The sequence below is a fragment of the Stenotrophomonas sp. GD03654 genome (genome assembly GCF_029845105.1).
GTDB classification, from domain to species: domain Bacteria; phylum Pseudomonadota; class Gammaproteobacteria; order Xanthomonadales; family Xanthomonadaceae; genus Stenotrophomonas; species Stenotrophomonas africana.
Genome location: NZ_JAOCLC010000041.1, coordinates 1 through 23,254 on the forward strand (window position 1 = coordinate 1; position 23,254 = coordinate 23,254).

Annotated in this window: 22 protein-coding genes; 18 read left to right on the forward strand and 4 right to left on the reverse strand. The window is 66.1% G+C overall.

The features are described from left to right. Positions 1 to 399: 399 nt before the first annotated feature. The 6 genes from rsmD to N5J73_RS15210 all read left to right on the forward strand — a co-directional run bounded on the left by rsmD (position 400) and on the right by N5J73_RS15210 (position 5,215). Complete coding sequence (rsmD, locus tag N5J73_RS15185) at positions 400 to 978, forward strand: 16S rRNA (guanine(966)-N(2))-methyltransferase RsmD (protein ID WP_049446249.1); 579 nt, start codon at positions 400 to 402, stop codon at positions 976 to 978. Positions 979 to 1,004: 26 nt separating this feature from the next. Next, positions 1,005 to 1,514, forward strand: a complete 510-nt coding sequence (gene coaD / locus N5J73_RS15190; RefSeq protein WP_005409091.1) for a pantetheine-phosphate adenylyltransferase — start codon at positions 1,005 to 1,007, stop codon at positions 1,512 to 1,514. Positions 1,515 to 1,574: 60 nt separating this feature from the next. Then, positions 1,575 to 2,066 (forward strand): hypothetical protein, encoded by a 492-nt coding sequence (locus N5J73_RS15195; protein ID WP_004153167.1) that lies wholly within the window; start codon positions 1,575 to 1,577, stop codon positions 2,064 to 2,066. Positions 2,067 to 2,198: 132 nt separating this feature from the next. Further along, positions 2,199 to 2,480, forward strand: a complete 282-nt coding sequence (locus N5J73_RS15200) for a YfhL family 4Fe-4S dicluster ferredoxin (protein ID WP_004153175.1) — start codon at positions 2,199 to 2,201, stop codon at positions 2,478 to 2,480. Then, positions 2,477 to 4,207, forward strand: coding sequence for a gamma-glutamyltransferase (gene ggt, locus N5J73_RS15205; protein ID WP_049446252.1), 1,731 nt, complete (start codon positions 2,477 to 2,479; stop codon positions 4,205 to 4,207). Before N5J73_RS15200 ends, ggt begins: the two co-directional genes overlap by 4 nt. Positions 4,208 to 4,327: 120 nt before the next feature. Beyond that, positions 4,328 to 5,215 (forward strand): MBL fold metallo-hydrolase, encoded by an 888-nt coding sequence (locus N5J73_RS15210; protein WP_049446254.1) that lies wholly within the window; start codon positions 4,328 to 4,330, stop codon positions 5,213 to 5,215. A gap of 82 nt (positions 5,216 to 5,297) precedes the next feature. Here the strand turns inward: N5J73_RS15210 and N5J73_RS15215 are convergent, their stop codons facing one another. Continuing rightward, positions 5,298 to 5,591: a PsiF family protein gene (locus N5J73_RS15215; protein ID WP_049446255.1), complete on the reverse strand. Its 294-nt coding sequence runs from the start codon at positions 5,589 to 5,591 to the stop codon at positions 5,298 to 5,300. A 125-nt stretch (positions 5,592 to 5,716) separates the two neighbouring features. Here N5J73_RS15215 and N5J73_RS15220 point away from each other — a divergent pair, with 125 nt between their 5' ends. Together N5J73_RS15220 and N5J73_RS15225 are read left to right on the forward strand one after the other, a co-directional pair. After that, entirely contained in the window at positions 5,717 to 6,076 is a 360-nt protein-coding gene (locus N5J73_RS15220) for a metalloregulator ArsR/SmtB family transcription factor (RefSeq protein ID WP_049446257.1), read from the forward strand. Next, on the forward strand, positions 6,057 to 6,536 hold the full coding sequence (locus tag N5J73_RS15225) for an SRPBCC family protein (RefSeq protein ID WP_049446317.1): 480 nt from the start codon (positions 6,057 to 6,059) through the stop codon (positions 6,534 to 6,536). The genes N5J73_RS15220 and N5J73_RS15225 overlap by 20 nt, the downstream gene beginning before the upstream one ends. 58 nt (positions 6,537 to 6,594) lie before the next feature. Here the strand turns inward: N5J73_RS15225 and upp are convergent, their stop codons facing one another. Next, positions 6,595 to 7,227, reverse strand: a complete 633-nt coding sequence (gene upp / locus N5J73_RS15230) for a uracil phosphoribosyltransferase (RefSeq protein WP_057499348.1) — start codon at positions 7,225 to 7,227, stop codon at positions 6,595 to 6,597. 168 nt (positions 7,228 to 7,395) lie between these two features. On the opposite strand from upp, the gene N5J73_RS15235 reads away from it, so the two are divergent. The 4 genes from N5J73_RS15235 to N5J73_RS15250 are packed head-to-tail and all read left to right on the forward strand — an operon-like array spanning position 7,396 to position 13,061. Continuing rightward, complete coding sequence (locus tag N5J73_RS15235; RefSeq protein WP_164078679.1) at positions 7,396 to 9,957, forward strand: TonB-dependent receptor; 2,562 nt, start codon at positions 7,396 to 7,398, stop codon at positions 9,955 to 9,957. Then, positions 9,957 to 11,072, forward strand: a complete 1,116-nt coding sequence (locus N5J73_RS15240) for a phytase (RefSeq protein ID WP_049446263.1) — start codon at positions 9,957 to 9,959, stop codon at positions 11,070 to 11,072. Before N5J73_RS15235 ends, N5J73_RS15240 begins: the two co-directional genes overlap by 1 nt. A 14-nt stretch (positions 11,073 to 11,086) precedes the next feature. Then, positions 11,087 to 12,436, forward strand: a complete 1,350-nt coding sequence (locus tag N5J73_RS15245) for a metallophosphoesterase family protein (RefSeq protein WP_226053537.1) — start codon at positions 11,087 to 11,089, stop codon at positions 12,434 to 12,436. 10 nt (positions 12,437 to 12,446) lie between these two features. Continuing rightward, positions 12,447 to 13,061 carry an inorganic diphosphatase gene (locus N5J73_RS15250; protein WP_049446268.1) on the forward strand — a complete coding sequence of 205 codons (615 nt, stop codon included), beginning with the start codon at positions 12,447 to 12,449 and terminating at the stop codon, positions 13,059 to 13,061. A gap of 19 nt (positions 13,062 to 13,080) precedes the next feature. On the opposite strand, the gene N5J73_RS15255 is transcribed toward N5J73_RS15250, so the two are convergent. Beyond that, positions 13,081 to 13,665 (reverse strand): hypothetical protein, encoded by a 585-nt coding sequence (locus N5J73_RS15255; RefSeq protein WP_049446270.1) that lies wholly within the window; start codon positions 13,663 to 13,665, stop codon positions 13,081 to 13,083. Positions 13,666 to 13,774: 109 nt separating this feature from the next. On the opposite strand from N5J73_RS15255, the gene N5J73_RS15260 reads away from it, so the two are divergent. Both N5J73_RS15260 and N5J73_RS15265 read left to right on the forward strand, forming a co-directional pair. Then, positions 13,775 to 15,190 carry a deoxyribodipyrimidine photo-lyase gene (locus N5J73_RS15260; RefSeq protein WP_049446319.1) on the forward strand — a complete coding sequence of 472 codons (1,416 nt, stop codon included), beginning with the start codon at positions 13,775 to 13,777 and terminating at the stop codon, positions 15,188 to 15,190. A gap of 140 nt (positions 15,191 to 15,330) precedes the next feature. Continuing rightward, on the forward strand, positions 15,331 to 16,026 hold the full coding sequence (locus N5J73_RS15265; protein WP_010484399.1) for an OmpA family lipoprotein: 696 nt from the start codon (positions 15,331 to 15,333) through the stop codon (positions 16,024 to 16,026). 384 nt (positions 16,027 to 16,410) lie between these two features. Here the strand turns inward: N5J73_RS15265 and N5J73_RS15270 are convergent, their stop codons facing one another. Then, on the reverse strand, positions 16,411 to 17,442 hold the full coding sequence (locus N5J73_RS15270) for a LysR family transcriptional regulator (protein ID WP_005409107.1): 1,032 nt from the start codon (positions 17,440 to 17,442) through the stop codon (positions 16,411 to 16,413). Between the two features lie 147 nt (positions 17,443 to 17,589). Between N5J73_RS15270 and N5J73_RS15275 the strand changes: the two genes are divergently transcribed. The 4 genes from N5J73_RS15275 (at position 17,590) to N5J73_RS15290 (ending at position 23,201) form a co-directional block, all read left to right on the forward strand. Then, positions 17,590 to 17,817: a hypothetical protein gene (locus tag N5J73_RS15275; protein ID WP_049414419.1), complete on the forward strand. Its 228-nt coding sequence runs from the start codon at positions 17,590 to 17,592 to the stop codon at positions 17,815 to 17,817. Continuing rightward, the gene (locus N5J73_RS15280) at positions 17,814 to 18,584 is read left to right on the forward strand and encodes an SDR family NAD(P)-dependent oxidoreductase (RefSeq protein ID WP_049446271.1); all 771 of its coding nucleotides are present in this window, start codon (positions 17,814 to 17,816) and stop codon (positions 18,582 to 18,584) included. Before N5J73_RS15275 ends, N5J73_RS15280 begins: the two co-directional genes overlap by 4 nt. A 92-nt stretch (positions 18,585 to 18,676) precedes the next feature. Continuing rightward, positions 18,677 to 19,903 carry an efflux RND transporter periplasmic adaptor subunit gene (locus N5J73_RS15285; RefSeq protein WP_049446273.1) on the forward strand — a complete coding sequence of 409 codons (1,227 nt, stop codon included), beginning with the start codon at positions 18,677 to 18,679 and terminating at the stop codon, positions 19,901 to 19,903. 127 nt (positions 19,904 to 20,030) lie between these two features. Continuing rightward, the gene (locus N5J73_RS15290) at positions 20,031 to 23,201 is read left to right on the forward strand and encodes a multidrug efflux RND transporter permease subunit (protein WP_049446274.1); all 3,171 of its coding nucleotides are present in this window, start codon (positions 20,031 to 20,033) and stop codon (positions 23,199 to 23,201) included. The last annotated feature ends 53 nt before the right edge of the window (positions 23,202 to 23,254 follow it).

Consider the following 23,254-nt stretch of genomic DNA (forward strand, 5'->3'; position numbering starts at 1 on the left):
TGCCAACCCACACCGCCCCGCCTCTGACAGGTTCACGCGGCTGTTGGTAGGTGCCGACCGTTGGTCGGCACATCTGTCAGATATCGAATGAATTCATTCGTGCCGACCAACGGTCGGCACCCACCAGAGCAGAAAGCCGTTCCGACAGATCGCAGGAAACTGTCGAAGGCGGGTGGGTCAGGTTGTGGGGGTGTCCGCGGCATGGATGCCGCGGCCAAGCCCCCATGGACGGGTTTACGGCGTCCCCCACAACCTGACCCGCCCCGCCAACCCACAGGAAACCAGCTTTTGAAGTTGCTTCGGCCGTTGCTTCGGACTCTGCGGGTGCCGGCCGCGGGCCGGCCGAACTACAATCCCGCTCATGCTGAATTTCTCGAATACCTCCCGCCGGGGGCGCCGATGAGCGGCCGTGGGGGCAATGACGGCCAGGTCCGCATCATCGGCGGGCGCTGGCGCAATACCCGTCTGCCGGTGCCGACCCTGCCGGGGCTGCGGCCCAGCAGCGATCGCGTGCGCGAGACCCTTTTCAACTGGTTGATGCCCAGGCTGGGCGGCGCGCGGGTGCTGGACCTGTTCGCCGGCAGCGGCGCGCTGGGCCTGGAGGCGGTCTCGCGTGGTGCCGCCCACGCCACCCTGGTCGAGCGCGACGCACAGCTGGGACGCAATCTGACCGCGGCCGTGGCCAAGCTGCAGGCCTCCGAGCAGGTCACCGTCGTGCAGGCCGATGCCCTGCGCTGGCTGCAAGGGGCGCAGGCGCAGCAGGCCGACCTGGTCTTCATCGACCCGCCGTTCGCCGATGGCCTGTGGCAGGACGTGCTGGCCCAGCTGCCGCGGCATCTGGCTGCCGATGCCTGGCTGTACCTGGAATCGCCGGCCGGCCACGTGCCGATGCTGCCGCCGGACTGGTTGCTGCACCGCGAGGGCGGCACCCGTGAGGTGCGCTTTGCCCTGTACCGCCGCGCCACTGCTACACTTTGACCTCATCTGAACATCTGCATCCGCCCATGACCGTGGCCAACCGCCGCATTGCCGTCTACCCCGGCACGTTCGACCCCATCACCAACGGTCATATCGACCTGGTAAGCCGGGCCGCACCACTGTTCGAAAAGGTCGTGGTCGGCGTGGCACAGAGCCCGTCGAAGGGACCGGCACTGCCGCTGGAGCAGCGCGTGCAGCTGGCACGTGGCGCATTGGGCCACCACGGCAACGTCGAAGTCATCGGCTTCGACACCCTGTTGGCCCATTTCGTACGTTCGGTCCAGGGCGGGGTGCTGCTGCGCGGCCTGCGCGCGGTGTCCGATTTCGAGTACGAGTTCCAGATGGCCAGCATGAACCGCCATCTGATTCCGGAGGTCGAGACCCTGTTCCTGACCCCGGCCGAGCAGCACAGCTTCATTTCGTCCTCGCTGGTCCGCGAGATCGCGCGCCTGGGCGGCGACGTGTCCGGCTTCGTGCCGGCCGCGGTGCTCGAAGCCCTGCGCAAGGTCCGCGAAGCGAAGGCTGCGCAGTCGTAAGCCCTGCTGTACCCGCACCCCATTACGTACAACACCACGCACCATTCCGGGAGGAAACCCATGAACACCACCATGCGCGCGATGCTGATCGCTTCGTTGGCCCTGGCCTTCACCGCCTGCAAGAAGGAAGAGGCCGCTCCGGTCGACGAGGCCAAGCAGGCCCTGGTCGCTCCGTCCAAGGACGACGATGCAGGCTGGAAGAAGTACCTGCAGGAAGTGGCCATCCAGAACATGGGCAACATCACCAACAGCCCGTTCCTGTACTACCTCTCGCCGGAGTCGGACCCGGACTTCCAGGCCAAGTACGAGCGCCAGACCGAGAGCGCGACCCAGGCCGTGGCCCGTGGCGTGCAGCCGGGCAACATGCTGGCCTTCGGTTCGTCGGCCTCGGGCAAGATGGCTGACATGATCCAGGCCGTCTTCAAGGACGTGTCGCCGGATTCGATGAAGGGCGTGCGCGTCGTCTTCATCGGCCAGTCGGCCGACAACGCCCGCGTACAGGCTGCGATCCAGCCGACCGGTGCCGAGTACATTTTCGTCGAAGCCAAGTAATACCGAGCCATGGCGGCCATGCTCCGGCATGGCCCGGGCGGCGTCCTGCAAGGGCGCCGCTGATGACCTGACCGGCCCGCGCGCCCGCGCTGGCCGGTCCTTTGTCCCAGGGCGCGGGCGAGGAGTATCGCCGTGTCGCTGAAAATCAACGAGCTCTGCGTCAACTGCGACGTATGCGAGCCGGCCTGCCCGAACCAGGCCATTGCGATGGGTGAAACCATCTACGTGATCGACCCTGCGCGCTGTACCGAATGCGTGGGTCATTTCGACGAGCCACAGTGCGTGGTCGTCTGCCCGGTCGAGTGCATCGACCCGGACCCGGAGATCGTGGAAACGGAAGACCAGCTGCTGGCCAAGCTGCGCCAGTTGCAGCACGATCACCCCGAACTCTACGCGGAGCCCCCATCCGAATGAAGACGCTGATCGTCCGCCCCCTGTTGCTGCTCGGCCTGCTGCTGAGCCCGATGGCCTGGGCCGACAGCCCGGCCCGTGCCGAACGCCCTGACGGCGCGGCCATTGCCAGCGGCCACGCGCTGGCCACCCAGGCCGGCATCGATATCCTGGCCCAGGGCGGCAACGCCTTCGACGCTGCGGTGGCGGTGTCGTCCACGCTGGCGGTGGTCGAGCCGATCAGTTCCGGGCTGGGCGGCGGTGGCTTCTTCCTGCTGCACGACGCGGCCACCGGCAAGGACGTGATGCTGGACGCGCGGGAGACCGCGCCGGCCGCGGCAACTCCGCAGGCCTTCCTCGACAAGCAGGGCAACCTGGACCGTGATCGTTCGGTCAATGGTGCCTGGTCGGCCGGTATTCCCGGCCTGCCCGCGGCGCTGGTCGAGCTGTCAGCCAAGCACGGCAAGCTGCCGTTGTCGGCTTCGCTGCAGCCGGCGATCCGCATCGCGCGTGAAGGCTTCCCCGTGTACGACCGCATGGCCAAGGGCTATGCCTCGCGTCGCGAAGTGATGGAACGCTACCCCGGCACCCGTGAGGTCTACCTGCGCAACGGCAAGCCGATCGCCAGCGGCGATCTGTTCAAGCAGCCGGAACTGGCACAGACCCTGGAGCGCCTGGCCGCGGGTGGCTTCGATGGCTTCTACAAGGGCCAGACCGGCAAGCTGCTGCTGGCCGGCGTGAAGCAGGCCGGCGGCCAGTGGACCGCTGAAGAGCTGGCCGGCTACCGCGTGAAGCAGCGCGAGCCGATCGTGTTCAACTACAACGGGTGGAAGATCACCACCGCGCCGCCGCCGTCGTCCGGCGGCATCGCGCTGGCCAGCATGCTGCAGATCCTGGAAGGCTGGGACATCAAGAAGATGGACCCGGCACATCGCACCCATCTGGTGGTGGAGTCGATGCGTCGCGCCTACCGCGACCGCACCTTCTTCCTTGGTGATCCGGACTTCGTGCAGATCCCGCAGAAGGTGCTGACCAGCAAGGATTACGCACAGGGCCTGCGCGCGACCATCCATCCGGAGAAGGCCACGCCCAGCGACCTGCTGTCGGGCAACCCGACGCCGCTGGAAGACGACGAGACCACGCACTTCTCGATCATCGACCGTGACGGCAACCGTGTCGGCGCCACCCAGACCGTCAATCTGCTTTACGGCTCGGGGCTGATTCCCAAGGGCACCGGCGTGCTGCTGAACAACGAGATGGACGACTTCGCACTGAAGCCGGGCACGCCCAATGCGTTCGGCGTGATGGGCTATGAAGCCAATGCGCCGAAGGCGGGCAAGCGCATGCTCAGCTCGATGACGCCGACCTTTATGGAGAACGCCGACAAGGTGGTGGTGCTGGGCACCCCCGGTGGCAGTCGCATCATCACCATGGTGCTGCTGGGCATCCTGGGCTACGACGACGGCCTGGACGCGCAGCAGGTTGCCGCGCTGCCGCGCTACCACCACCAGTGGCTGCCGGACCTGATCGAAGCCGAGGACGATGCGTTCGACGCGGCGACGGTGAAGCAGCTGCAGGCGATGGGTCACAAGATCGACCTGCCGGGCGACGTTGCCGCCGGTGGCCGCGGTTCCAGCCACGTGTGGGGCAACCTGCAGACCGTGGAATGGGACCGCAAGGCGAACAAGCTGTTCGGCGGCAGCGACCCGCGCAATCCGGTGGGCAGTGCCCAGGTCGTACCGGCACACTGATCCGGTCGTGCCGGCCGTTGGCCGGCAATCTGGCCGATTACCGAAACCCCGCCTTTGCCGGCGGGGTTTTCTGTTTTCCTCCTAGCGATTATTTAACGAGCCGGCGCCGATAATCGACGCATGAAACTCTGGTCTATTCGTGGAAACTCGCAGCGCCTCGACGGCGGCGCGATGTTCGGCAACGCGCCGCGTGCGTTGTGGGAAAAATGGGCGGCACCGGACGAGCTCAATCGCATCGAGCTGGCCTGCCGTGCACTGCTTGCCAGCCCGCTGGAAGGCAAGACCGTGCTGTTTGAAACCGGTATCGGCGCGTTCTTCGATCCGCGCATGCGCGAGCGCTATGGCGTGCAGGAAAGCCAGCACGTGCTGATCGATTCGCTGCGCGAAGCCGGCTTCGAGCACGAGGATATCGACGTAGTGGTGCTCAGCCACCTGCACTTCGATCATGCCGGTGGCCTGCTGGCGGCGTGGAGCGAGGGTCGCGAGCCGGAACTGCTGTTCCCCAACGCAACCTACGTGGTCGGCGCGCAGCATTGGCAGCGCGCCGTGCAGCCACACCCGCGCGACCGCGCCAGCTTCATTCCGGAACTGCCCGGCCTGCTGCAGGCCAGTGGCCGCCTGGAAGTGGTGGACGGTGAATACTCCAAGGCGTTGGGGCGCAGCGTACGCTTCAGCTACAGCGACGGGCACACACCGGGGCTGATGCTGGCCGAGATCGTCGGCCATGCGCAGGCCGGCGAGGGGCCGCATGGCGGCGTGGTGTTCTGCGCCGACCTGATTCCCGGCCGTTCATGGGTGCACGTGCCGATCACCATGGGCTATGACCGCAACGCCGAGCTGCTGATCGACGAGAAGCGGCAGTTCCTCGAAGACAAGCTGGCGCGCAACGTGCGGCTGTTCTTCACCCACGACCCGCAGGTGGCACTGGCGCAGCTGGGCCGCGATGACAAGGGTCGTTTCGTGACCCTGCACGAGCAGGGTGAACTGAAGGCGCGCGCGTTGGGGTAATGAAATGGCCGGGCATTGCCCGGCCTTTCACTGATTCCCGTAGATCCACGCCACGCGTGTATTGTTTTCCCGGTCGCGACCGTTACGACGCCTTCAGGCAGCTGCTCATGAAGGTCTTGCGCGCATCACCGGCCAGCTTCTTGGCACCCGCGTCAGCGTTGCACTTGCGCATGCGTTCCTGCTGCGCATTGACAGGCTTGGTGTCGGCGGCATGGCCGCTGAGGCAGGAACTCTGTGCGGTCTTGTAGGCATCACCCTTCAAACCCTTGTTCTTGGCCGAGCATTCGGCCATGCGCTGCTGCTGCGGCGTGGTGGCGTTGGCAGCCAGGGGCAGGCTGACCAGCAGGACAGCGGCCAGCAGGAATGAGGCTTTCATCGGTGTGCTCCAAGCGGTGGCGGGTGCGCGGAGCATTCGCTTCCACACGGCAAGACAACGTGAAGAATCATCCCCCGGCCGCGCCTGCTTGCAGCGGCATTCAGATCGGTGTATTACTTAGCCATATGGGTAAGTATGATCCCGCCATCCAAGACGTGTTCCAGGCACTGGCCGACCCCACCCGATGCGCGATCGTAGCCGCGCTGGGGCAGGGGCCGCGCACGGTGTCGACGCTGGCCGAGCCGTTCGAGATGGCCTTGCCCTCGCTGATGAAACATCTGGCCGTGCTGGAGCGCAATGGCGTGGTGCGCAGCCACAAGCAGGGACGTGTACGCACCTGCGAACTGGTGCCGGAACGGTTGGCCCAGGCCGAGCAATGGCTGGCCGGGCAGCGTGCCGCATGGGAAGCGCGTGCCGACCGCATGGTCGATTTCGTCGAAACCCTTCACCGACAGGAGCAGGCCCATGGCCGTAGAAGCAGGTAATAACCCCGACACCGACCTGGTCATCAGCCGCGTGCTGAATGCACCGCGTGCCGCCCTGTGGCGGGCCTGGACCGATCCGGAACTGCTGCGTCAGTGGTGGTGCCCGAAGCCCTGGACCACCGAGGTGCGAGCGTTCGACCTGCGCCCCGGTGGGGCCTTCCACACCTTCATGCAGGGCCCCGACGGCGGCAGCAGTGACAACCCGGGCAGCTTCCTGGAGATCGTGCCGCAGCAGCGCCTGGTGTTCACCTCGATGCTCGGCCCGGGCTGGCGGCCGCAGTCACCGTGGTTGGGTTTCACCGCCATCATCACGATGGAGGACGAAGGGCAGGGCTGCCGCTATACCGCGCGGGTGATGCACCCGGACAAGGCCCTGCGTGACCAGCATGAGCAGTTGGGCTTCTTCGACGGCTGGAACACCGTCATCGGCCAGCTGGAAGCGTTCGCAGCCGGCCTGTAGTACAGCGCTTGGGGTCAGAGCCCTTTCTGCGAAAGGGATCCGAGCCCGGTCCGCCGGATCAGCCGACGCGGGTACCGAAGATGCGGTCGCCTGCATCGCCCAGGCCCGGAAGGATGTAGCCCTTGTCGTTGAGCTGGGCATCGACGGCTGCGGTGTAGATCTCCACGTCCGGGTGCACGGCCTTGACCGCTTCGATGCCTTCCGGCGCGGCCACCAGGAAGATGCCCTTGATGCGGCGGGCGCCGGCACGCTTGAGCATGTCGATGGTGGCGATCAGCGTGCCGCCGGTGGCCAGCATCGGGTCCAGGATCAGCGCGTCGCGCTCTTCCAGGCGGCCGGTCAGGCGCTCGAAGTAGGGCACCGGCTGCAGGGTTTCCTCATCGCGCTGCAGGCCGACCACGCTGACGCGGGCGGCCGGGATCAGCGACAGCACGCCGCTGAGCATGCCCAGGCCAGCGCGCAGGATCGGCACCACGGTGATCTTGGCGCCCGCAATGCGCTGCACGGTGACCGGGCCGGCCCAGCCGGGCAGGGTGTGCGGCTCGGTATCCAGGTCGGCGGTGGCCTCATAGGCCAGCAGCGTGCCGAGCTCGTTGGCCAGCTCGCGGAAGTCCTTGGTGCTGAGCGCAGCGTTGCGCATCAGGCCGATCTTGTGCTGCACCAGCGGGTGGCGCACTTCGACGATCTTCATGGTCGGAAGGGGGGAGAAGGAGAGAGGGCGCCATTTTGCAGGATTGGCGGGCCGAACCCAAACCTGGCCCGGAGCGGTGTTACTCGAAATGTGCAGACGCATGTCACGGCCATGCAACCTTGCGGACATACCGTGCAGACCCATTCTTAACAGGAATGGGGATTCCCAGTGCATATCAAGACTCCGTTGGCCGTTGCCATCACCCTGACCCTGGCAATGGGGGCCGCAGCACCGCTGCAGGCCGCCGGGCAGCAGGCGGTAGCCGCCACCGGCGCCGTGGCGTCGGATGCAGTCGACCTGGACCGCATCGAGGTGCGTGCCCAGCTCGAATCGCAGATCCGCGCAGTCGACCTCAAGCGCAGCAGCGACGCCATCGAGGACGCAGTGTCCTCCGATGCTCTGGGCCAGTACCCGGACAAGAACGTGGCCGAGTCGCTGCAGCGCCTGCCAGGCATCAGCGTGACCCGCGACCAGGGCGAAGGCCGCTTCGTGGTCATCCGTGGCCTGGACGCCAACCTCAACAGCGTCAGCGTAGATGGCATCGCGGTCGGCACGCCGGAGGATTCCAGCCGTGCCGCGCCGCTGGACGTGATCCCGTCCGACTCCACCGAGCGCCTGCGCGTGGTCAAGTCGCCGACCCCGGACATGCCCGGTGATGCCATCGGCGGCGCCGTGCTGGTGGAATCGGCCTCGGCCTTCGACCGCGACGGTCGCAGCCTGCGCGGCAAGATCGAGGGCAGTCACCAGCAGCTGTCCGGCGAGACAAGCCCCAAGGCCGCCTTCAACTACAGCGAAGTGTTCAACGACACGTTCGGCGTGGCGTTGGGCGTGAATTACCAGAAGCGCCGGTTCGAGTCGGACAACACCGAAGTGGAGTACGACGGCGAGGACGATGCCGCCCCCGGTGACGTGACCGCGATCAACCTGCAGCACCGCAAGTACGAGATCGAGCGCAAGCGCATCGGTGCCAACCTCAACCTCGACTGGCGGCCGAACGACGACAGCAAGTACTACCTGCGCACGCTCTACAGCCAGTTCGACGATGCGGAGACCCGCCAGCGCGTGATCTTCAACTTCGACGACGCGAAGATGGTCAAGACCGGCACCGACCAGTACCGCCTGGATGGCATGCCGAAGGATTCGATCGACAAGCGCATGCGCTACCGCACCAAGAAGGAAAACACCTTCGCGACCAGCCTCGGTGGCGAGAACAAGCTGACCAACGCCGTGGTCGATTACCGGATCGGCTACACCCGCACCGAGGAGCGGGTGAACGACGAGATGGAGGCGCGCTTCAAGCTCAACGGCAAGGCCTTCAACGGCACGCTTGACCAGCGCAGCCGCCTGCCCAGCTACAGCTTCGACAACCCGCAGTGGCTGGACAACAGCAACTATGCGTTCGACCGCTTCGTGCTCTCGCCCAAGCAGGTGAACGACAAGGAGCACAGCGCGCAGGTCAACGTACGCTTCGACGGCGACAGCAGCAGCATCAAGTTCGGCCTGCTGGGACGCTGGCGCGACCGCGACGTGAATGTGGACGAGCGCGAACTGCGCGTCGGCCCGAAGGTGGCGCTGTCGAGCTGGAGCACCTCCTCGCCCGAACACCGCCACGGCAACCTGGGTGACGGCATGGATTCGGCCGCGATGCGCGCCTTCTGGGCCGCCAACGGTGGCCAGTACAGCGCCCGCCCGCAGGATGCCGGTGGCAACGCGATGACATCGCTGGAAGAGGACTACGTTGCCAGCGAAGACATCTTCGCCAGCTATGCGATGGGTACCTGGGACGTGGGCGCGCTGCGTATCATTGGCGGCGTGCGCGTGGAAAACACCCAGTTCAAGGCGGTTGGCAACCAGGTGGACGTGGCCGCCAACGGCCGCAGCTTCACCGTCACCCCGCGCGTGGCCAACAGCAGCTATACCAACGTGCTGCCGGGCCTGCACCTGCGCTATGACGCTGCAGACGACTGGGTGCTGCGTGCCTCGGCCAACAAGACCGTATCGCGCCCCTCGTTCGGTGACATTTCACCGCGCGTGGGCTACAGCCGCGGTGACGAGGAAGTGCGCCTGGGCAATCCGGAACTGGACCCGTACGAGTCGAAGAACATCGACCTGTCGGTGGAGAAGTACATCGGAAGCACCGGCATCGTCTCGCTGGGCCTGTTCCACAAGTCCATCGACGGCTACATCGTGGAGACCGTGCGCACCAACGACCCGGCTTACGGCGGCTTCGACGTGACCCAGCCGATCAACGGCCGCAAGGCCACCGTGCGTGGTGCCGAGTTCAACTGGCAGCAGCAGCTGGCCTTCCTGCCTTCCGGGCTGGATGGACTGCTGGTCGGTGCCAGTGGCACCTGGCTGGATACCAAATTCGATGCCGGCATCAAGGACCGTGCGGGGGAGGATTTCACGCTGCCGCGCGCCTCCAAGCATGTCTACAGCGCACACATCGGCTATGAAAAGTACGGTGTGAGCACGCGCCTGGCGGCCGTATACCGCAGCGAGTACCTGGACAGCATCGGCAAGGGCCGCGCGTTCGACATCTATGTTGCACCCAACACCCAGCTCGATTTCTCGCTGGATTACAAGTTCACCCCGCGGGTGAGCATGTACTTCGAGGCGCAGAACCTGCTGGACAAGCCGCTGGAGCTGTACCAGGGCACGCGTTCGCGCACCCTGCAGATGGAAGAATATGGCCGCACCTATGCGCTGGGCCTGAAGGTGGCACTGTGATGGCGCGTGGCATCACTGCCCTGGCCGCCGCGCTGGCCGTTGCACTGGCCGCCGGCTGCACACCGTCCGCCGGCAACGATCCTGCCATGGCCGCGACGCCAGCGAAGGCCAGCGGCGAGCGCACGGTGACCACCATCGCCGAGGCGTTCCTTTCGCCGATGACCCCGGCTGACAACATCGATTCGCCGGCGGCCTGGCGCGCTCCGGATGGCGTGCTGTGGTTGATCGCCACGGCCAAGGCGACCGACAAGCTGGTGGTTTACGACGGCAGCACCGGCCAGCACCTGCGTGACGTGGGCAGCAGCGGCACCGCACCGGGGCAGTTCGACCGCCCAAACGGCATCGCGGTGACCGACGACCTGCTGTGGATCGTGGAGCGCGACAATCACCGCGTGCAGGTGCTGAGCCTGCCGGACTTCGCGCCGCTGGCGACCTTCGCTGCGGACGACCTGCGCAAGCCGTACGGGCTGTGGGTCGACCGCCGTGCCGATGGCTACAGCGTCTACGTCACCGACTCCTGGGACAACGGCGAGGATGCGCAGGGGCGTGACATCCTGCCGCCGCTGGCCGAGCTGGACAAGCGCGTGCGCCAGTACCACGTGACCCGCGACGGTGCGAAGGTCGAGGCGAAGCTGGTGGCCAGCATCGGTGACACCACCGCGGCCGGTGCGCTGCGCGTGGTCGAGTCGATCTGGGGCGATCCGGACAACGACCGCCTGCTGATTGCGGAAGAGGACGAGAGCTACGCCAGCGAGTTCAAGGTCTATACCCTGGCGGGCCGCTTCACCGGCACCACGTTCGGCCGCGATGTGTTCAAGGCGCAGGCCGAAGGCGTGACCCTGCGCACCTGTGGCAAGGACGGATGGTGGATCACCACCGAACAGGGCAAGCAGCGCAGCGTATTCCACCTGTTCGACCGCCACACGCTGAAGCCGGTCGGCGCGTTCCAGGGCAATACCGTGGCCAACACCGATGGCATCTGGATGATGCAGCAACCCAGCGCGCGCTTCCCGCACGGTGCGCTGTATGCCGTGCACGACGACCAGGGCGTGGTGGCCTTCGACTGGGAGAGCATCGCCAAGCAGTTGGCGCTGCCGCTGGAGTGTGGCGCATGAGCGGGCAGTGCGTGATGCGTACGCTGGCGCTGGGCCTGATGCTGGCGTTGCCGTCCCTGTCGTTCGCAGCGGCCGAACCGAATACCCAGGTGCCGGCGGGCAGCCGGCACTACGCAGCGACGACGGTACCGGACCGCATCGTCGCCTCGCCGGCGGTCGACCCCAGCCATGGGTTCGCCGTGGCCTGGCGTACCGACGGCAGCGTGCAGGCACCGCTGCTGGAGATTGCCCTCGCCGATGATTCGCCGGCCATCGAGGGCATCCGCCAGGTGCGCGCAACGACCCGTGCGCTGCAGACCGAGAACGGTCTGTCGCATCATCATCGCGCCGACATCAGCGGCCTGCAGCCGGATACCCAGTACGTCTACCGCGTGCAGGGCAATGGCAGCTGGAGCGCCTGGAACCAGTTGCGTACGCTGGCCGCCGCCGACCAGCCGCTGACCCTGCTGTACTTCGGTGATACCCAGAACAAGAACGTCAGCCACGTCAGCCGGGTGGTGCGTGCCGCGCAGAAGGCTGCACCGCAGGCGCGCATGAGCTTGTTTGCCGGCGACCTGGTCAGTGGTGGCGACAACATGGATGACAGCGAGTGGGGCGAGTGGTTTGCTGCTACCAGCTGGCTGGCGCAGGAAACCCTGGTGGCCCCGGCCATCGGCAACCACGAGTACTTCGAGGAATTCGAGGACACCCCGCAGGAACGCCGCGTGCTGGGCAAGCATTGGCCGGTCACGTTCGCGCTGCCGGGCAATGGCGCCAGCGCCGCACAGCAGACAAGCTACTGGTTCGATGCGCAGGGCGTGCGCGTGGCCGTGGTCGATGGCACGTCGGCCCTCGACCTGGGCACCGCCAAGGCGCAGGCACAGTGGCTGGACAAGGTACTGAGCGGCAATCCGCAGCCGTGGACCATCGTGCTGCTGCACCAGCCGTTCTATTCGCCGCGCGAAGGGCGTGAGAACGCCGCGCTGCGCGATGTGCTGCTTCCGGTGGTACGCCGCCACAACGTCGATCTGGTGCTGCAGGGCCACGATCACACCTATGGCCGTCGTGGCGAAGGGCAGGCGGCGACGCCACAGTATGTGGTGACCGTGGCCGGACCGAAGCAGTACCGCCTTTCCGACGAAGCACGCAGGACGATGCATCCGGTGGCCGAGGACACCCAGCTGTTCCAGGTGCTGAATATCGACCCACAGCACCTGCGCTATGAAGCCCGCACCGTGACCGGTCGTCTCTACGACGCCTTCGAACTGCGCCGCGATGCCAACGGTAGCAAGCTGCGCACGGAGCTGACCGAAGGCCGCATCACGCCACGCGACTGCCCGCGCGCGCAGACCGCCAAGGGGCGTGCCGACCGCTGCTGGGAATGAGGAGACGCACATGAACGCGCCCCGTCGCATCGTTCCTCTCGCTGCCATCGGTGCCGCCCTGTTGTTGCTGGCCAGTGCGGTGACCGCTGCCGATACCGTGTTGCATCCGTTCCTGGTGGCGCAGCCGAAGCAGGCCCCGCAGGAGGTGAATCTGGCGGTGGAGATTCCGGCCGGCAGCTTCACCAAGTACGAGATCAAGGAAGACGGTCTGGTGCATGTGGACCGCTTCCAGTCGATGCCGGTGGCCTATCCGGCCAACTACGGCTCGATGCCGCGCACCCTGGCCGGTGACAATGATCCGCTGGATGCGCTGGTGCTGACCCGCGAACCGCTGCATCCGGGCGTGATCGTGCGCTTCCGGCCGATCGGCTACCTGAAGATGATCGACGGCGGTGAGCACGACGAGAAGATCATCGGCGTGCCGACCGACAAGGTCGACCCGACCTACGCCACTATCCGCGATCTGCAGGATTTACCGGAGATCGAGCGCCAGCGCATCGAGGCGTTCTTCCGGGTCTACAAGGACCTGCCGACGGGGCGCAACCCGGTGCAACTCAACGGCTGGGGCAACGCCGCCGAAGCGCGTGCGCTGATCAGCAAGGCGATGGAGCGCTTCGAAAAGTAGATCCACGCCATGCGTGGATTCACCCCAGCAACGTCTCGATGAAGGCCTCGGCCTGCAGGCGGTCGCCCAGCACCCGGGCCACTGCCTGCACGGCCGCTTCCTGGTGTTCGGCGCGGATGCCGCCGTCGTCGTCATCGTTGTAGAGATCATCTCCGGCTTCCAGATACACAGTGCCGGCCGCGGCCAGAATGGCCATCAGGGTCGGCAGGTCGTCTACGAGTGTGTCCTGCTCCCATCGTCCACAGCCATGTCGTGCGAACAGCACGCGGCCATCGTCCAGGTCGAGGATGAAAGGATCGGCGCCCAGATCGGCCACAACCAGCCAGTTGGCGGGCCAGTCTTCGATCGCCTCGCCGCTGATGCCGTTCCAGCGGTAACCGGCCTGATGGCGCCACAGCCGTTGCAGCGGTGGCACCCACACCTCGAGCCCGGGGATGGTGATGCCGGCATGGCCAACCCTGGCGTTGATCTCGGGCCCCAGTGGCCCGACCTGCGCGTAGAAGCGCGCCAGCACCGATGGCAGCGGAAAGGGTCCGTCCCAGTCACGTTCATCCTGGGCCTGCAGCAGGCCGAAGCGAGCGAAGGGAGCGTGCAGCTCATCCATGGCGCAGGTGTTCCAGTAACGGGCCCGGCAGCCTAGCAGACCCCGCCGCGCGCAACGCCTTCACCGCCGCTGGCTATCATGTGCGGCATCCAGAACGAAGGCGATGCACGTGTCGGTAGCGTTGGTGTGGTTTCGCCGTGATCTACGGCTGCAGGACAACCCGGCCCTGCAGGCCGCGCTCGATGCCGGCCATGAAGTGGTACCGGTCTACATCCATGCGCCGCAGGAGGAAGGTGAGTGGTTGCCAGGCGCAGCATCGGACGCGTGGCGCCATCGCTCACTGGCCGCGCTCGACGCCGACCTGCGCGCGCGCGGTTCGGCCCTGGTACTGCGCAGCGGCGAGAGCCTGGCTACGCTGCAGGCGCTGATCGAGCAGACCGGCGCCGAGGCGGTGTACTGGAACCGCAAGTACGAACCGGCCACACAGCCGCGTGACGCCACCATCAAGCGCGCGCTGCGCGAGCAGGGCATCGACGCGCAGAGCTGCAATGGCAGCCTGCTGTTCGAGCCCTGGGACATCGCGACCCAGCAGGGCCAGCCTTACAAGGTGTTCACTCCCTACTGGCGCAACGTGCTCAGTCATTGGCGCCTGCCCGCATTGCAGGCCGCACCGAAGGCGCTGGCGGCGCACGCGGTCGACAGCCTCGCACTGGATGATCTTCAGCTGGCACCGACGCTGGACTGGGATACCGGCTTCTGGGAGCACTGGCAACCGGGCGAGGCTGGCGCGCTGGAGGCGTTGTCCGTGTTCGAGGACGGCGCGTTGCGCGGTTACCGCGAGCAGCGCGACCTGCCGGATCGCGTGGGCACCTCGCGGCTTTCGCCGCACCTGCATTTCGGCGAAATCGCACCGTGGCGCATTGCCCATGCACTGGAAGGCCTGCGCAGTGCGGGCACCGACGCCGACATCGACGGCTACCTGCGCCAGCTCGGCTGGCGTGATTTCGCCTACCACCTGCTGCATCACTTCCCGAAGACGCCCACCGACAACCTCAACCCGCGCTTTGACCGTTTCCCTTGGGCCACGCCCACTGCAGCGCAACTGCACGACTGGCAGCGCGGCAATACCGGCGTGCCTATCGTCGATGCCGGCCTGCGCGAGCTGTGGCACACCGGCTACATGCATAACCGGGTGCGGATGATTGTGGCCAGCTACCTGTGCAAGCACCTGCGTGCGCACTGGCTGCAGGGCGCACGCTGGTTCTGGGACACTCTGGTCGATGCCGACCTGGCCAACAACACGATGGGCTGGCAATGGGTGGCCGGAACCGGTGCCGATGCCGCGCCGTACTTCCGCGTGTTCAACCCGGTCACCCAGGCCGAGAAGTTCGACCCACAGGCCCGCTACATCAGCCGCTGGGTGCCCGAGCTGGCGGCACTGCCGGTGAAGGCGCGCTTCGCGCCGTGGCAGCATCCGCTACTGCTGGCGGCGCATGCCCCGGGCTATCCGCGTACCCCGCTGGTGGATCTGGCGGTTGGCCGCGACGCAGCGTTGGCGGCTTACCGCCAGTCGGGAGAAGGGTAAAGTGGCGGCTGAGTGATCCAGTCAGTTAGCTGAACGCGGCCCTGTCGCCACGCCTCATCATCATTCCGGCATCGCATCGGGCTGTTTATTCTCTCTGCGCCCGCAAGCCGCCGGCCCGACCGGAAACCAAGGAGAACCCCATGATCCGCAACACTACCCGCAACGTCGCACTGGCTCTGATGAGTGCGGCCGTCCTGTCGGCCTGCGCCACTGGCGGCTCCTATGTGCAGAGTGACCAGTACGGCAACCCGACCGAGCAGCAGAACCGCACCGGCCGCAATGCGCTGATCGGCACCGCGATTGGTGTGGCCGCTGGCCTGCTGACCGGCGACAGCGCCACCGAGCGTCGTCAGCACGCACTGATCGGTGCCGGTATCGGTGCGCTCAGCGGCGCCGCCGTCGGCCAGTACCAGGATCGCCAGGAACGCGCGCTGCGCGAGCGCACTGCCAACACCGGCATCGATGTGCAGCGCCAGGGCGACAACATCATGCTGAACCTGCCGGACGGCATCACCTTCGACTTCGGCAAGTCGACCCTGAAGCCGCAGTTCTACGGTTCGCTCAACGGCGTGGCAGGCACCCTGCGCGACTACAACCAGACCATGATCGAAGTGGTCGGCCACACCGACAGCATCGGCAGCGACGCGGTGAACAACCGCCTGTCGAAGGAACGTGCCGACTCGGTCGCGCAGTACCTGATCGGCCAGGGCGTGCAGAGCGTACGTATCGAAACGCTGGGTGCCGGCAAGTCGTACCCGATCGCCGACAACAGCACCGATGCCGGCCGTGCAAAGAACCGCCGCGTCGAAATCCGGGTGATTCCGCTCAAGCAGTAACGCGTAGCGTTACTGCTGTTCCGGCGTAGCCGGAACGAAAATGCCGCCCTTGCAGGCGGCATTTTCTGTAGGTGCCGAGCTTGCTCGGCGCACCGATAGCGTTCCCGTTCGCGGCTTCTCCGAACGGCGCCGACCAAGGTCGGCATCTACCGGTAGTTCGGCGTAGCCGGAACGAAAATGCCGCCCTTGCAGGCGGCATTTTTGTGGGTGCCGAGCTTGCTCGGCACGCCGATAGCGCATGTAGAGTCGAGCCGTGCTCGACTCCTCTTCTGGTAGATGCCGACCTTGGTCGGCGCGGTCCCAACAGCAGTCGAGCATGGCTCGACTCTACAGAACGCCGCGCCGCGCGCTGGCCAGATCCATGCCGTGCGTGGATGCGTCCGGTTACGCCGCCGAAGCGGCCACCTTCTCCAGGATCCGCTTGCCGCTGCTTTCCAGCGCGGCGTCTTCCTTTTCCTTCTGCTGCTGCGCCAGCTTCGCGCCTGGGCATTGCGCCAGCATATAGTTGGCATCGAAGTTGAGCTTCTCGACCAGGAAGTCGACGAACGCACGTACCTTCGGCGAAACCAGGCGGCCGCCAGCGAACACAGCGTTGAAGTCCACTTCCGGGCCGGTCCAGCCGGCCAGCACGCGGCGCACCATGCCCGATTCAACAAACGGCTTGGCCATCACATCGCCGGTCAGCAGCAGGCCTTCGCCACACACCAGCGCACCGTTCAACGCAGACATGTCGTTGGCGGTCATCAGCGGGGTGACCGGGAAGTCGCGCAGCTCGCCGCCGTTCTCGCCCAGCTGCCAGGTGAAGCGCGGCGAGTTGCCGGTGTGGTACGGCTTGCGCATCGCCAGGATGCGATGGAACTGCAGTTCTTCCGGATGCAGCGGTTCGCCATAGCGCTCGATGTAGGCCGGGCTGGCGAACACCTGCGTACGCAGGCTGCCCAGCTTGCGCGCCACCAGGTTGGAATCGGGCAGGGCACCGACACGCAGCGCAAGATCCGCTTCACCAGCAATCAGGTCCAGCTTCTCGTTGCCCATATGCATGTCCAGGCGGATCTCTGGATACTGCGCATGGAACTGGCCCAGCAGCGGGGCGATCCAGGTGATGCCGATTGAATAGGGCACGGTGAAGCGCAGCCAGCCACGCGGGCCGGACTGCAGCTGGCTCACTGCGCTCTCGGCTTCTTCCAGCTCGCGCGCAATGCGCTGGCAATGCTCGTGGTAGATCGAACCGGCTTCGGTGAGGCCGAGGCGGCGCGTGGTCCGGTGCAGCAGGCGCGCACCCAGGCGCGTTTCCAGTTCCTGCACTTTGCGGCTGACCGTGGTCTTGGGCAGGCCGAGCGATTTGGCAGCGGCAATGAAGCTGCCTTGCTCGACCACTTTGACGAAGATCAGCGTCTCGTTGAGATCGTGGGACATGGTCGGGGATCCTGGACGTCGGGGATGGGACAATCGTGACAGAACGATTGGACCGGGAGCGGGATGATTATTCCCCTTAATCAGGACTAATCAAGTAAAGGTTTGAGGTCTATCGTGGCGCCATTCGTTAATTGGAGCCCGTCCGCCATGAGCCTGCGCAACATTCTTGCCCGACTCCGGAACGCCGGCCAGAACACCCTGGACCTGGCGATGACCGTCGAAGCCCGTCCGAGTTCCTTGGTACACAAGGACTTCCGTGAGTTTACCGCGCCCATGCGTCAGCAGCGTGGCGGTGCCATCCGCCTGGTCCCGCACAAGGGTGACCGGCTGCGTCGAATCGGGACTATCCCGGATTTGGGAGGAAATGTCCCGTGAATGGGATACTGACGCCCGAAGTCCTGGTCCTCGGCGGCACCGGTGCCGTCGGCCAGGGCGTGGTGGGTGCATTGCTGGAAGCCGGAAGCCCGGTGCTGGTGGTCGGTCGTGATCCAGGCCGGCTGGCGGCGCTGCATGAGCAGTTCGCTGACGAGCCGGGCCTGGAGACGCTGCTGGGTTCGCTCAGCGATGACGGCTCGGCCCGTGCATTGGCCGAACGCATTGCGCATCGCCCGCGCCCGCTGGCAGCGGTGATCGCCGCAATGGGCGGCCCTTACCGCCGCGGCCGGGTGACCGACCGCAACGGCGATGAACTGCTGGGCGCGATGCAGGCCGATCTGATGCCGCACGTGCACGCAGTGCGTCATCTGCTGCCGCTGCTGCAGGACAACGTGCATGCGCGCCGCTACGTGATGATCGGCAGCCCGGCCAACGCCAAGCCATGGGCAGGCTACGGCGAGACCTCGATCACCACTGCCGCGCTGCGCATGTACGCGCAGGTGGTGCACCAGGAAGCTCAGGCGCTGGGCGTGCGTGCGCAGATGCTGGAAGTCTGCAGCCCCGTCTGTACCCCGGCCAACGCGGCCAATGCCTGCATCGAGTGGCCCAGCTCGCTGCTGGTCGGCCGCCGCGTGGTCTCGCTGCTGGATGGTTGCCGCGACAACCGCGCCATCGTCCGCTGCGACAGCAGTGATGCCGAATTGCCGCGCGGCCTGCTGCACCTGGACGTTCCTCCCCTCTGGCGCGATACCGCGGGCGTCGCTTGACCTCGACCACGGTTGAGGTCGCAGGATACGCCGCCTGTTTTTTGCAACACGTTCTCATCTAGCTGTACCACCCCTCCGTACGGATGCATGCCATGACTTCCCCCAATTCCACCCCACATCGTTTCGGTCATCGCATTGCGATGGTCGGCGTGTCGATCCTCGCCGCGGCCGTGCTTGCGGCCTGCAGCGGCGGCCACGCCGAAGAAGCCGGTGCACCGCCGCCGCCGCAGGTCAGCGCTGCACCGGTGCTGGTCAAGCAGGTCAGCCAGTGGGACGAGTTCAGCGGCCGCGTCGAAGCGGTACAGAGCGTTGAACTGCGTCCGCGCGTGTCCGGCTACATCGACAAGGTCAACTACGTCGAAGGCCAGGAAGTGAAGAAGGGCGAAGTGCTCTTCACCATCGACGCGCGCAGCTACCAGGCCGAGTATGATCGCGCTGCCGCCGAACTCGCCCGTGCCCGCACCCAGGCCACGCTGGCCCGTAGCGAATCCGAGCGTGCCAAGCGTCTGTCTGAGCAGCAGGCCATTTCCACCGAGACGGCCGAGCAGCGTCGTGCCGCCGCCGATCAGTCCGGCGCCGCCGTGCAGGCCGCGCAGGCGGCCCTGGATGCGGCCCGCCTCAACCTGGAGTTCACCAAGGTGCGTGCACCGATCGACGGCCGTGCCGGCCGCGCGATGGTCACCGCCGGCAACCTGGTCACCGCCGGCGACAGCGCCAGCGTACTGACCACGCTGGTCTCGCTGGATACCGTGTTCGTCTACTTCGATGCCGACGAAAGCACCTTCCTGCGCTACGCACAGATGGCACGCAAGGGCGAGCGCCCCAGCGAGCGTGACAGCGAGCTGCCGGTGAAGGTCGGTCTGTCCGGTGAGGAGGGGTACCCGCACGCGGGCAAGGTCGACTTCCTCGACAACCAGGTCGCCCGCAGCACCGGCACCATCCGTGTCCGCGCACTGCTGGACAACGCCGACCGCCAGTTCACCCCGGGCCTGTTCGCCCGCGTGCAGCTGCTCGGCAGCGGCCAGTTCCAGGCCCTGCTGATCGACGACAAGGCCGTGCTGACCGACCAGGACCGCAAGTACGTGTACGTGGTCGACAAGGATGGCAAGGCCCAGCGCCGTGACATTCAGCTCGGCCGCACCGCCGACGGCCTGCGCATTGTCGAGCACGGCCTGGCCGCCGGCGACAAGGTGATCATCGACGGCGTGCAGAAGGTCTTCATGCCGGGCATGCCGGTGCAGGCAAAGGCCGTGGCGATGCAGCCACAGGCCGCGAAGCCCGCACCGGGCCGCGATGCTACCGCTGCGCTGAACCACTGATCCGCCGGCTCCTGATCCGCGTCCCCGCTTAGCTGCCGGCGCCAGCGGCAGCCGTTCCTGCCTTCGTCAACGTGACGAGGGGCAGGGTGGCTGTTGCCCGCCGAACGCCTTTCCCAGGAATTCCTCCATGGACTTTTCCCGTTTCTTCATCGACAGGCCGATCTTCGCGGCGGTGCTGTCGATCGTGATCTTCGCCGCAGGCCTGATCACGATTCCAATTCTGCCGATCAGCGAGTACCCGGAAGTGGTGCCGCCGTCGGTGGTCGTACGCACGGTGTATCCGGGCGCCAACCCCAAGGTCATTGCCGAGACCGTCGCCACGCCGCTTGAAGAGGCGATCAATGGCGTCGAAGGCATGATGTACCTGAAGTCGGTGGCCGGCTCGGACGGCGTGCTGCAGATGACCGTCACCTTCCGCCCGGGCACCGACCCGGACGCGGCGGCGGTGAAGGTGCAGAACCGCGTGGCGCAGGCGCAGGCGCGCCTGCCCGAGGACGTGCGCCGGCAGGGCGTGACCACGCAGAAGCAGTCACCGACCTTCCTGATGGTGGTGCACCTGACCTCGCCGCAAGGCAAGTACGACACCCTGTACCTGCGCAACTACGCCCGCCTGCACGTCAAGGATGCGTTGGCGCGCATCCCGGGCGTGGGTGACGCGCAGATCTTCGGTGGTGGCGACTACGCCATGCGCGCCTGGCTGGACCCGGACAAGGTGGCGTCGCGCGGCCTGACCGCCAGCGACGTGGTGCGCGCCATGCGCGAGCAGAACGTGCAGGTTTCGGCCGGCCAGCTCGGTGCGGAACCGCTGCCGAACAGCCAGTTCCTGACCCTGATCAATGCCCAGGGCCGGCTGAAGACCGAAAAGGAATTCGGCGACATCGTGCTCAAGAGCGGTGTGGACGGCGAGATCGTACGCCTGGCCGATGTGGCCCGCCTGGAACTGGGCGCCGGTGACTACACCCTGCGCTCGCAGCTGGACGGCAAGAACGCGGTCGGTATCGGTATCTTCCAGTCGCCCGGCGCCAACGCGCTGGAGATCCGCGACCAGGTCATCTCGACGATGGACGAGATGCAGAAGACCATGCCGGCCGACGTGAAGTACGAAGCCGTGTATGACACCACCATCTTCGTGCGTGACTCGATCAAGGCCGTGGTCTCCACGCTGCTGGAAGCCATCGCCCTGGTGGTGCTGGTGGTGATCCTGTTCCTGCAGACCTGGCGTGCCTCGATCATTCCGTTGATTGCGGTGCCGGTGTCGGTGGTCGGTACCTTTGCCGCGCTGTACCTGCTGGGCTTCTCGATCAACACGCTGAGCCTGTTCGGCCTGGTGCTGGCGATCGGCATCGTGGTCGACGACGCGATCGTGGTGGTGGAGAACGTCGAGCGCAACATCGAGGAAGGACTGTCGCCCACCGCGGCGGCCCACCAGGCCATGCGCGAGGTCTCCGGCCCGATCGTGGCGATCGCGCTGGTGCTGTGCGCCGTGTTCGTGCCGATGGCGTTCCTGTCGGGTGTTACTGGACAGTTCTACAAGCAGTTCGCGGTCACCATCGCCATCTCCACGGTGATCTCGGCGATCAACTCGCTGACTCTGTCGCCGGCCCTCGCCGCGCGCCTGCTGAAGGCCCATGGTGCACCGAAGGACGGCCCGAGCCGCCTGATCGACCGCCTGTTCGGCTGGGTGTTCCGTCCGTTCAACCGCTTCTTCAAGTCCAGCTCGGAGAAGTACGAACGTGGCGTTGCCCGCATCCTCGGCCGTCGTGGTGCGGTGTTCGTGGTCTACGCGATCCTGCTGGTGGGTACCGGCGTGATCTTCAAGCTGGTGCCGCCGGGCTTCATCCCGACCCAGGACAAGCTGTACCTGATCGCCGGCGTGAAGCTGCCGGAAGGTTCGTCGATTGCGCGTACCGATGAAATGCTGCGCAAGGTTGCCAAGATCGCCCAGGAAACCGATGGCGTGGCCCACACCATCTCGTTCCCGGGCCTGAACGCGCTGCAGTTCACCAACACGCCGAACACTGGTGTGGCGTTCATTCCGCTCAAGCCGTTCGCCGAGCGTCATGGCCGTACCGCCGCGCAGATCAATGCCGAGATCAACCAGAAGATCGCCGGGCTGCAGGAAGGCTTCGCCTTCGCGATGATGCCGCCGCCGATCCTCGGCCTGGGTAACGGCAACGGCTACCAGATGTTCATCGAGGACCGCGGCAACTTGGGCTACGGCGCACTGCAGAATGCCGTGCAGGCCATGCAGGGTACCGTGGCGCAGACGCCGGGCATGGCCTTCCCGATTTCCAGCTACCAGGCCAACGTGCCGCAGCTGGATGCCGAGGTGGACCGCGTCAAGGCCAAGGCACAGGGCGTGCAGCTCACCGAACTGTTCGACACGCTGCAGACCTACCTGGGTTCGGCCTACGTCAACGACTTCAACCAGTTCGGCCGTACCTGGCAGGTGATCGCCCAGGCAGACGGTCCGTACCGCGAGACGGTCGAGGACATCGGCAAGCTGCGTACCCGCAACGACCGTGGCGAGATGGTGCCGATCGGTTCGATGGTCACCATCAAGCAGACCTTCGGCCCGGACCCGGTGCTGCGTTTCAATGGCTATCCGGCAGCAGACCTGGCCGGCGAAGCCGACCCGCGCCTGCTGTCCTCGGCCGAGGCGATGAACAAGCTGACCGAGATCGCCGGCAAGGTGTTGCCGGTGGGCATGACCACCGAATGGACCGACCTGAGCTACCAGCAGGCGACCCAGGGCAAGGCGGCCTTCATCGTGTTCCCGGTGGCGATCATGCTGGCCTTCCTGGTGCTGGCTGCGCTGTACGAGAGCTGGTCGCTGCCGCTGGCGGTGATCCTGATCGTGCCGATGACCCTGCTGTCCGCGTTGTTCGGCGTGTGGTTGACCGGTGGTGACAACAACGTGTTCGTGCAGGTCGGCCTGGTGGTGCTGATGGGCCTGGCGTGCAAGAACGCGATCCTGATCGTCGAATTCGCCAGAGAGCTGGAGATGGGCGGCAAGGGAATCGTTGAGGCCGCGCTGGAAGCCTGCCGCCTGCGTCTGCGCCCGATCGTGATGACCTCCATCGCGTTCATCGCCGGCACCGTACCGCTGGTGCTGTCGCACGGTGCGGGTGCCGAGGTGCGCTCGGTGACCGGTATCACTGTGTTCGCCGGCATGCTGGGCGTAACCCTGTTCGGCCTGTTCCTCACCCCGGTGTTCTACGTGGCCCTGCGCAAGTTCGTCACCCGCAACGGTGGTGGCCAGCTGGTGCAGCACGGCGAGCCGACCATCCACCACTGACATGGAACCCCGTCGCCGCCGGTCAATGGCCGGCGGCGGCTTCCCCCTCACAA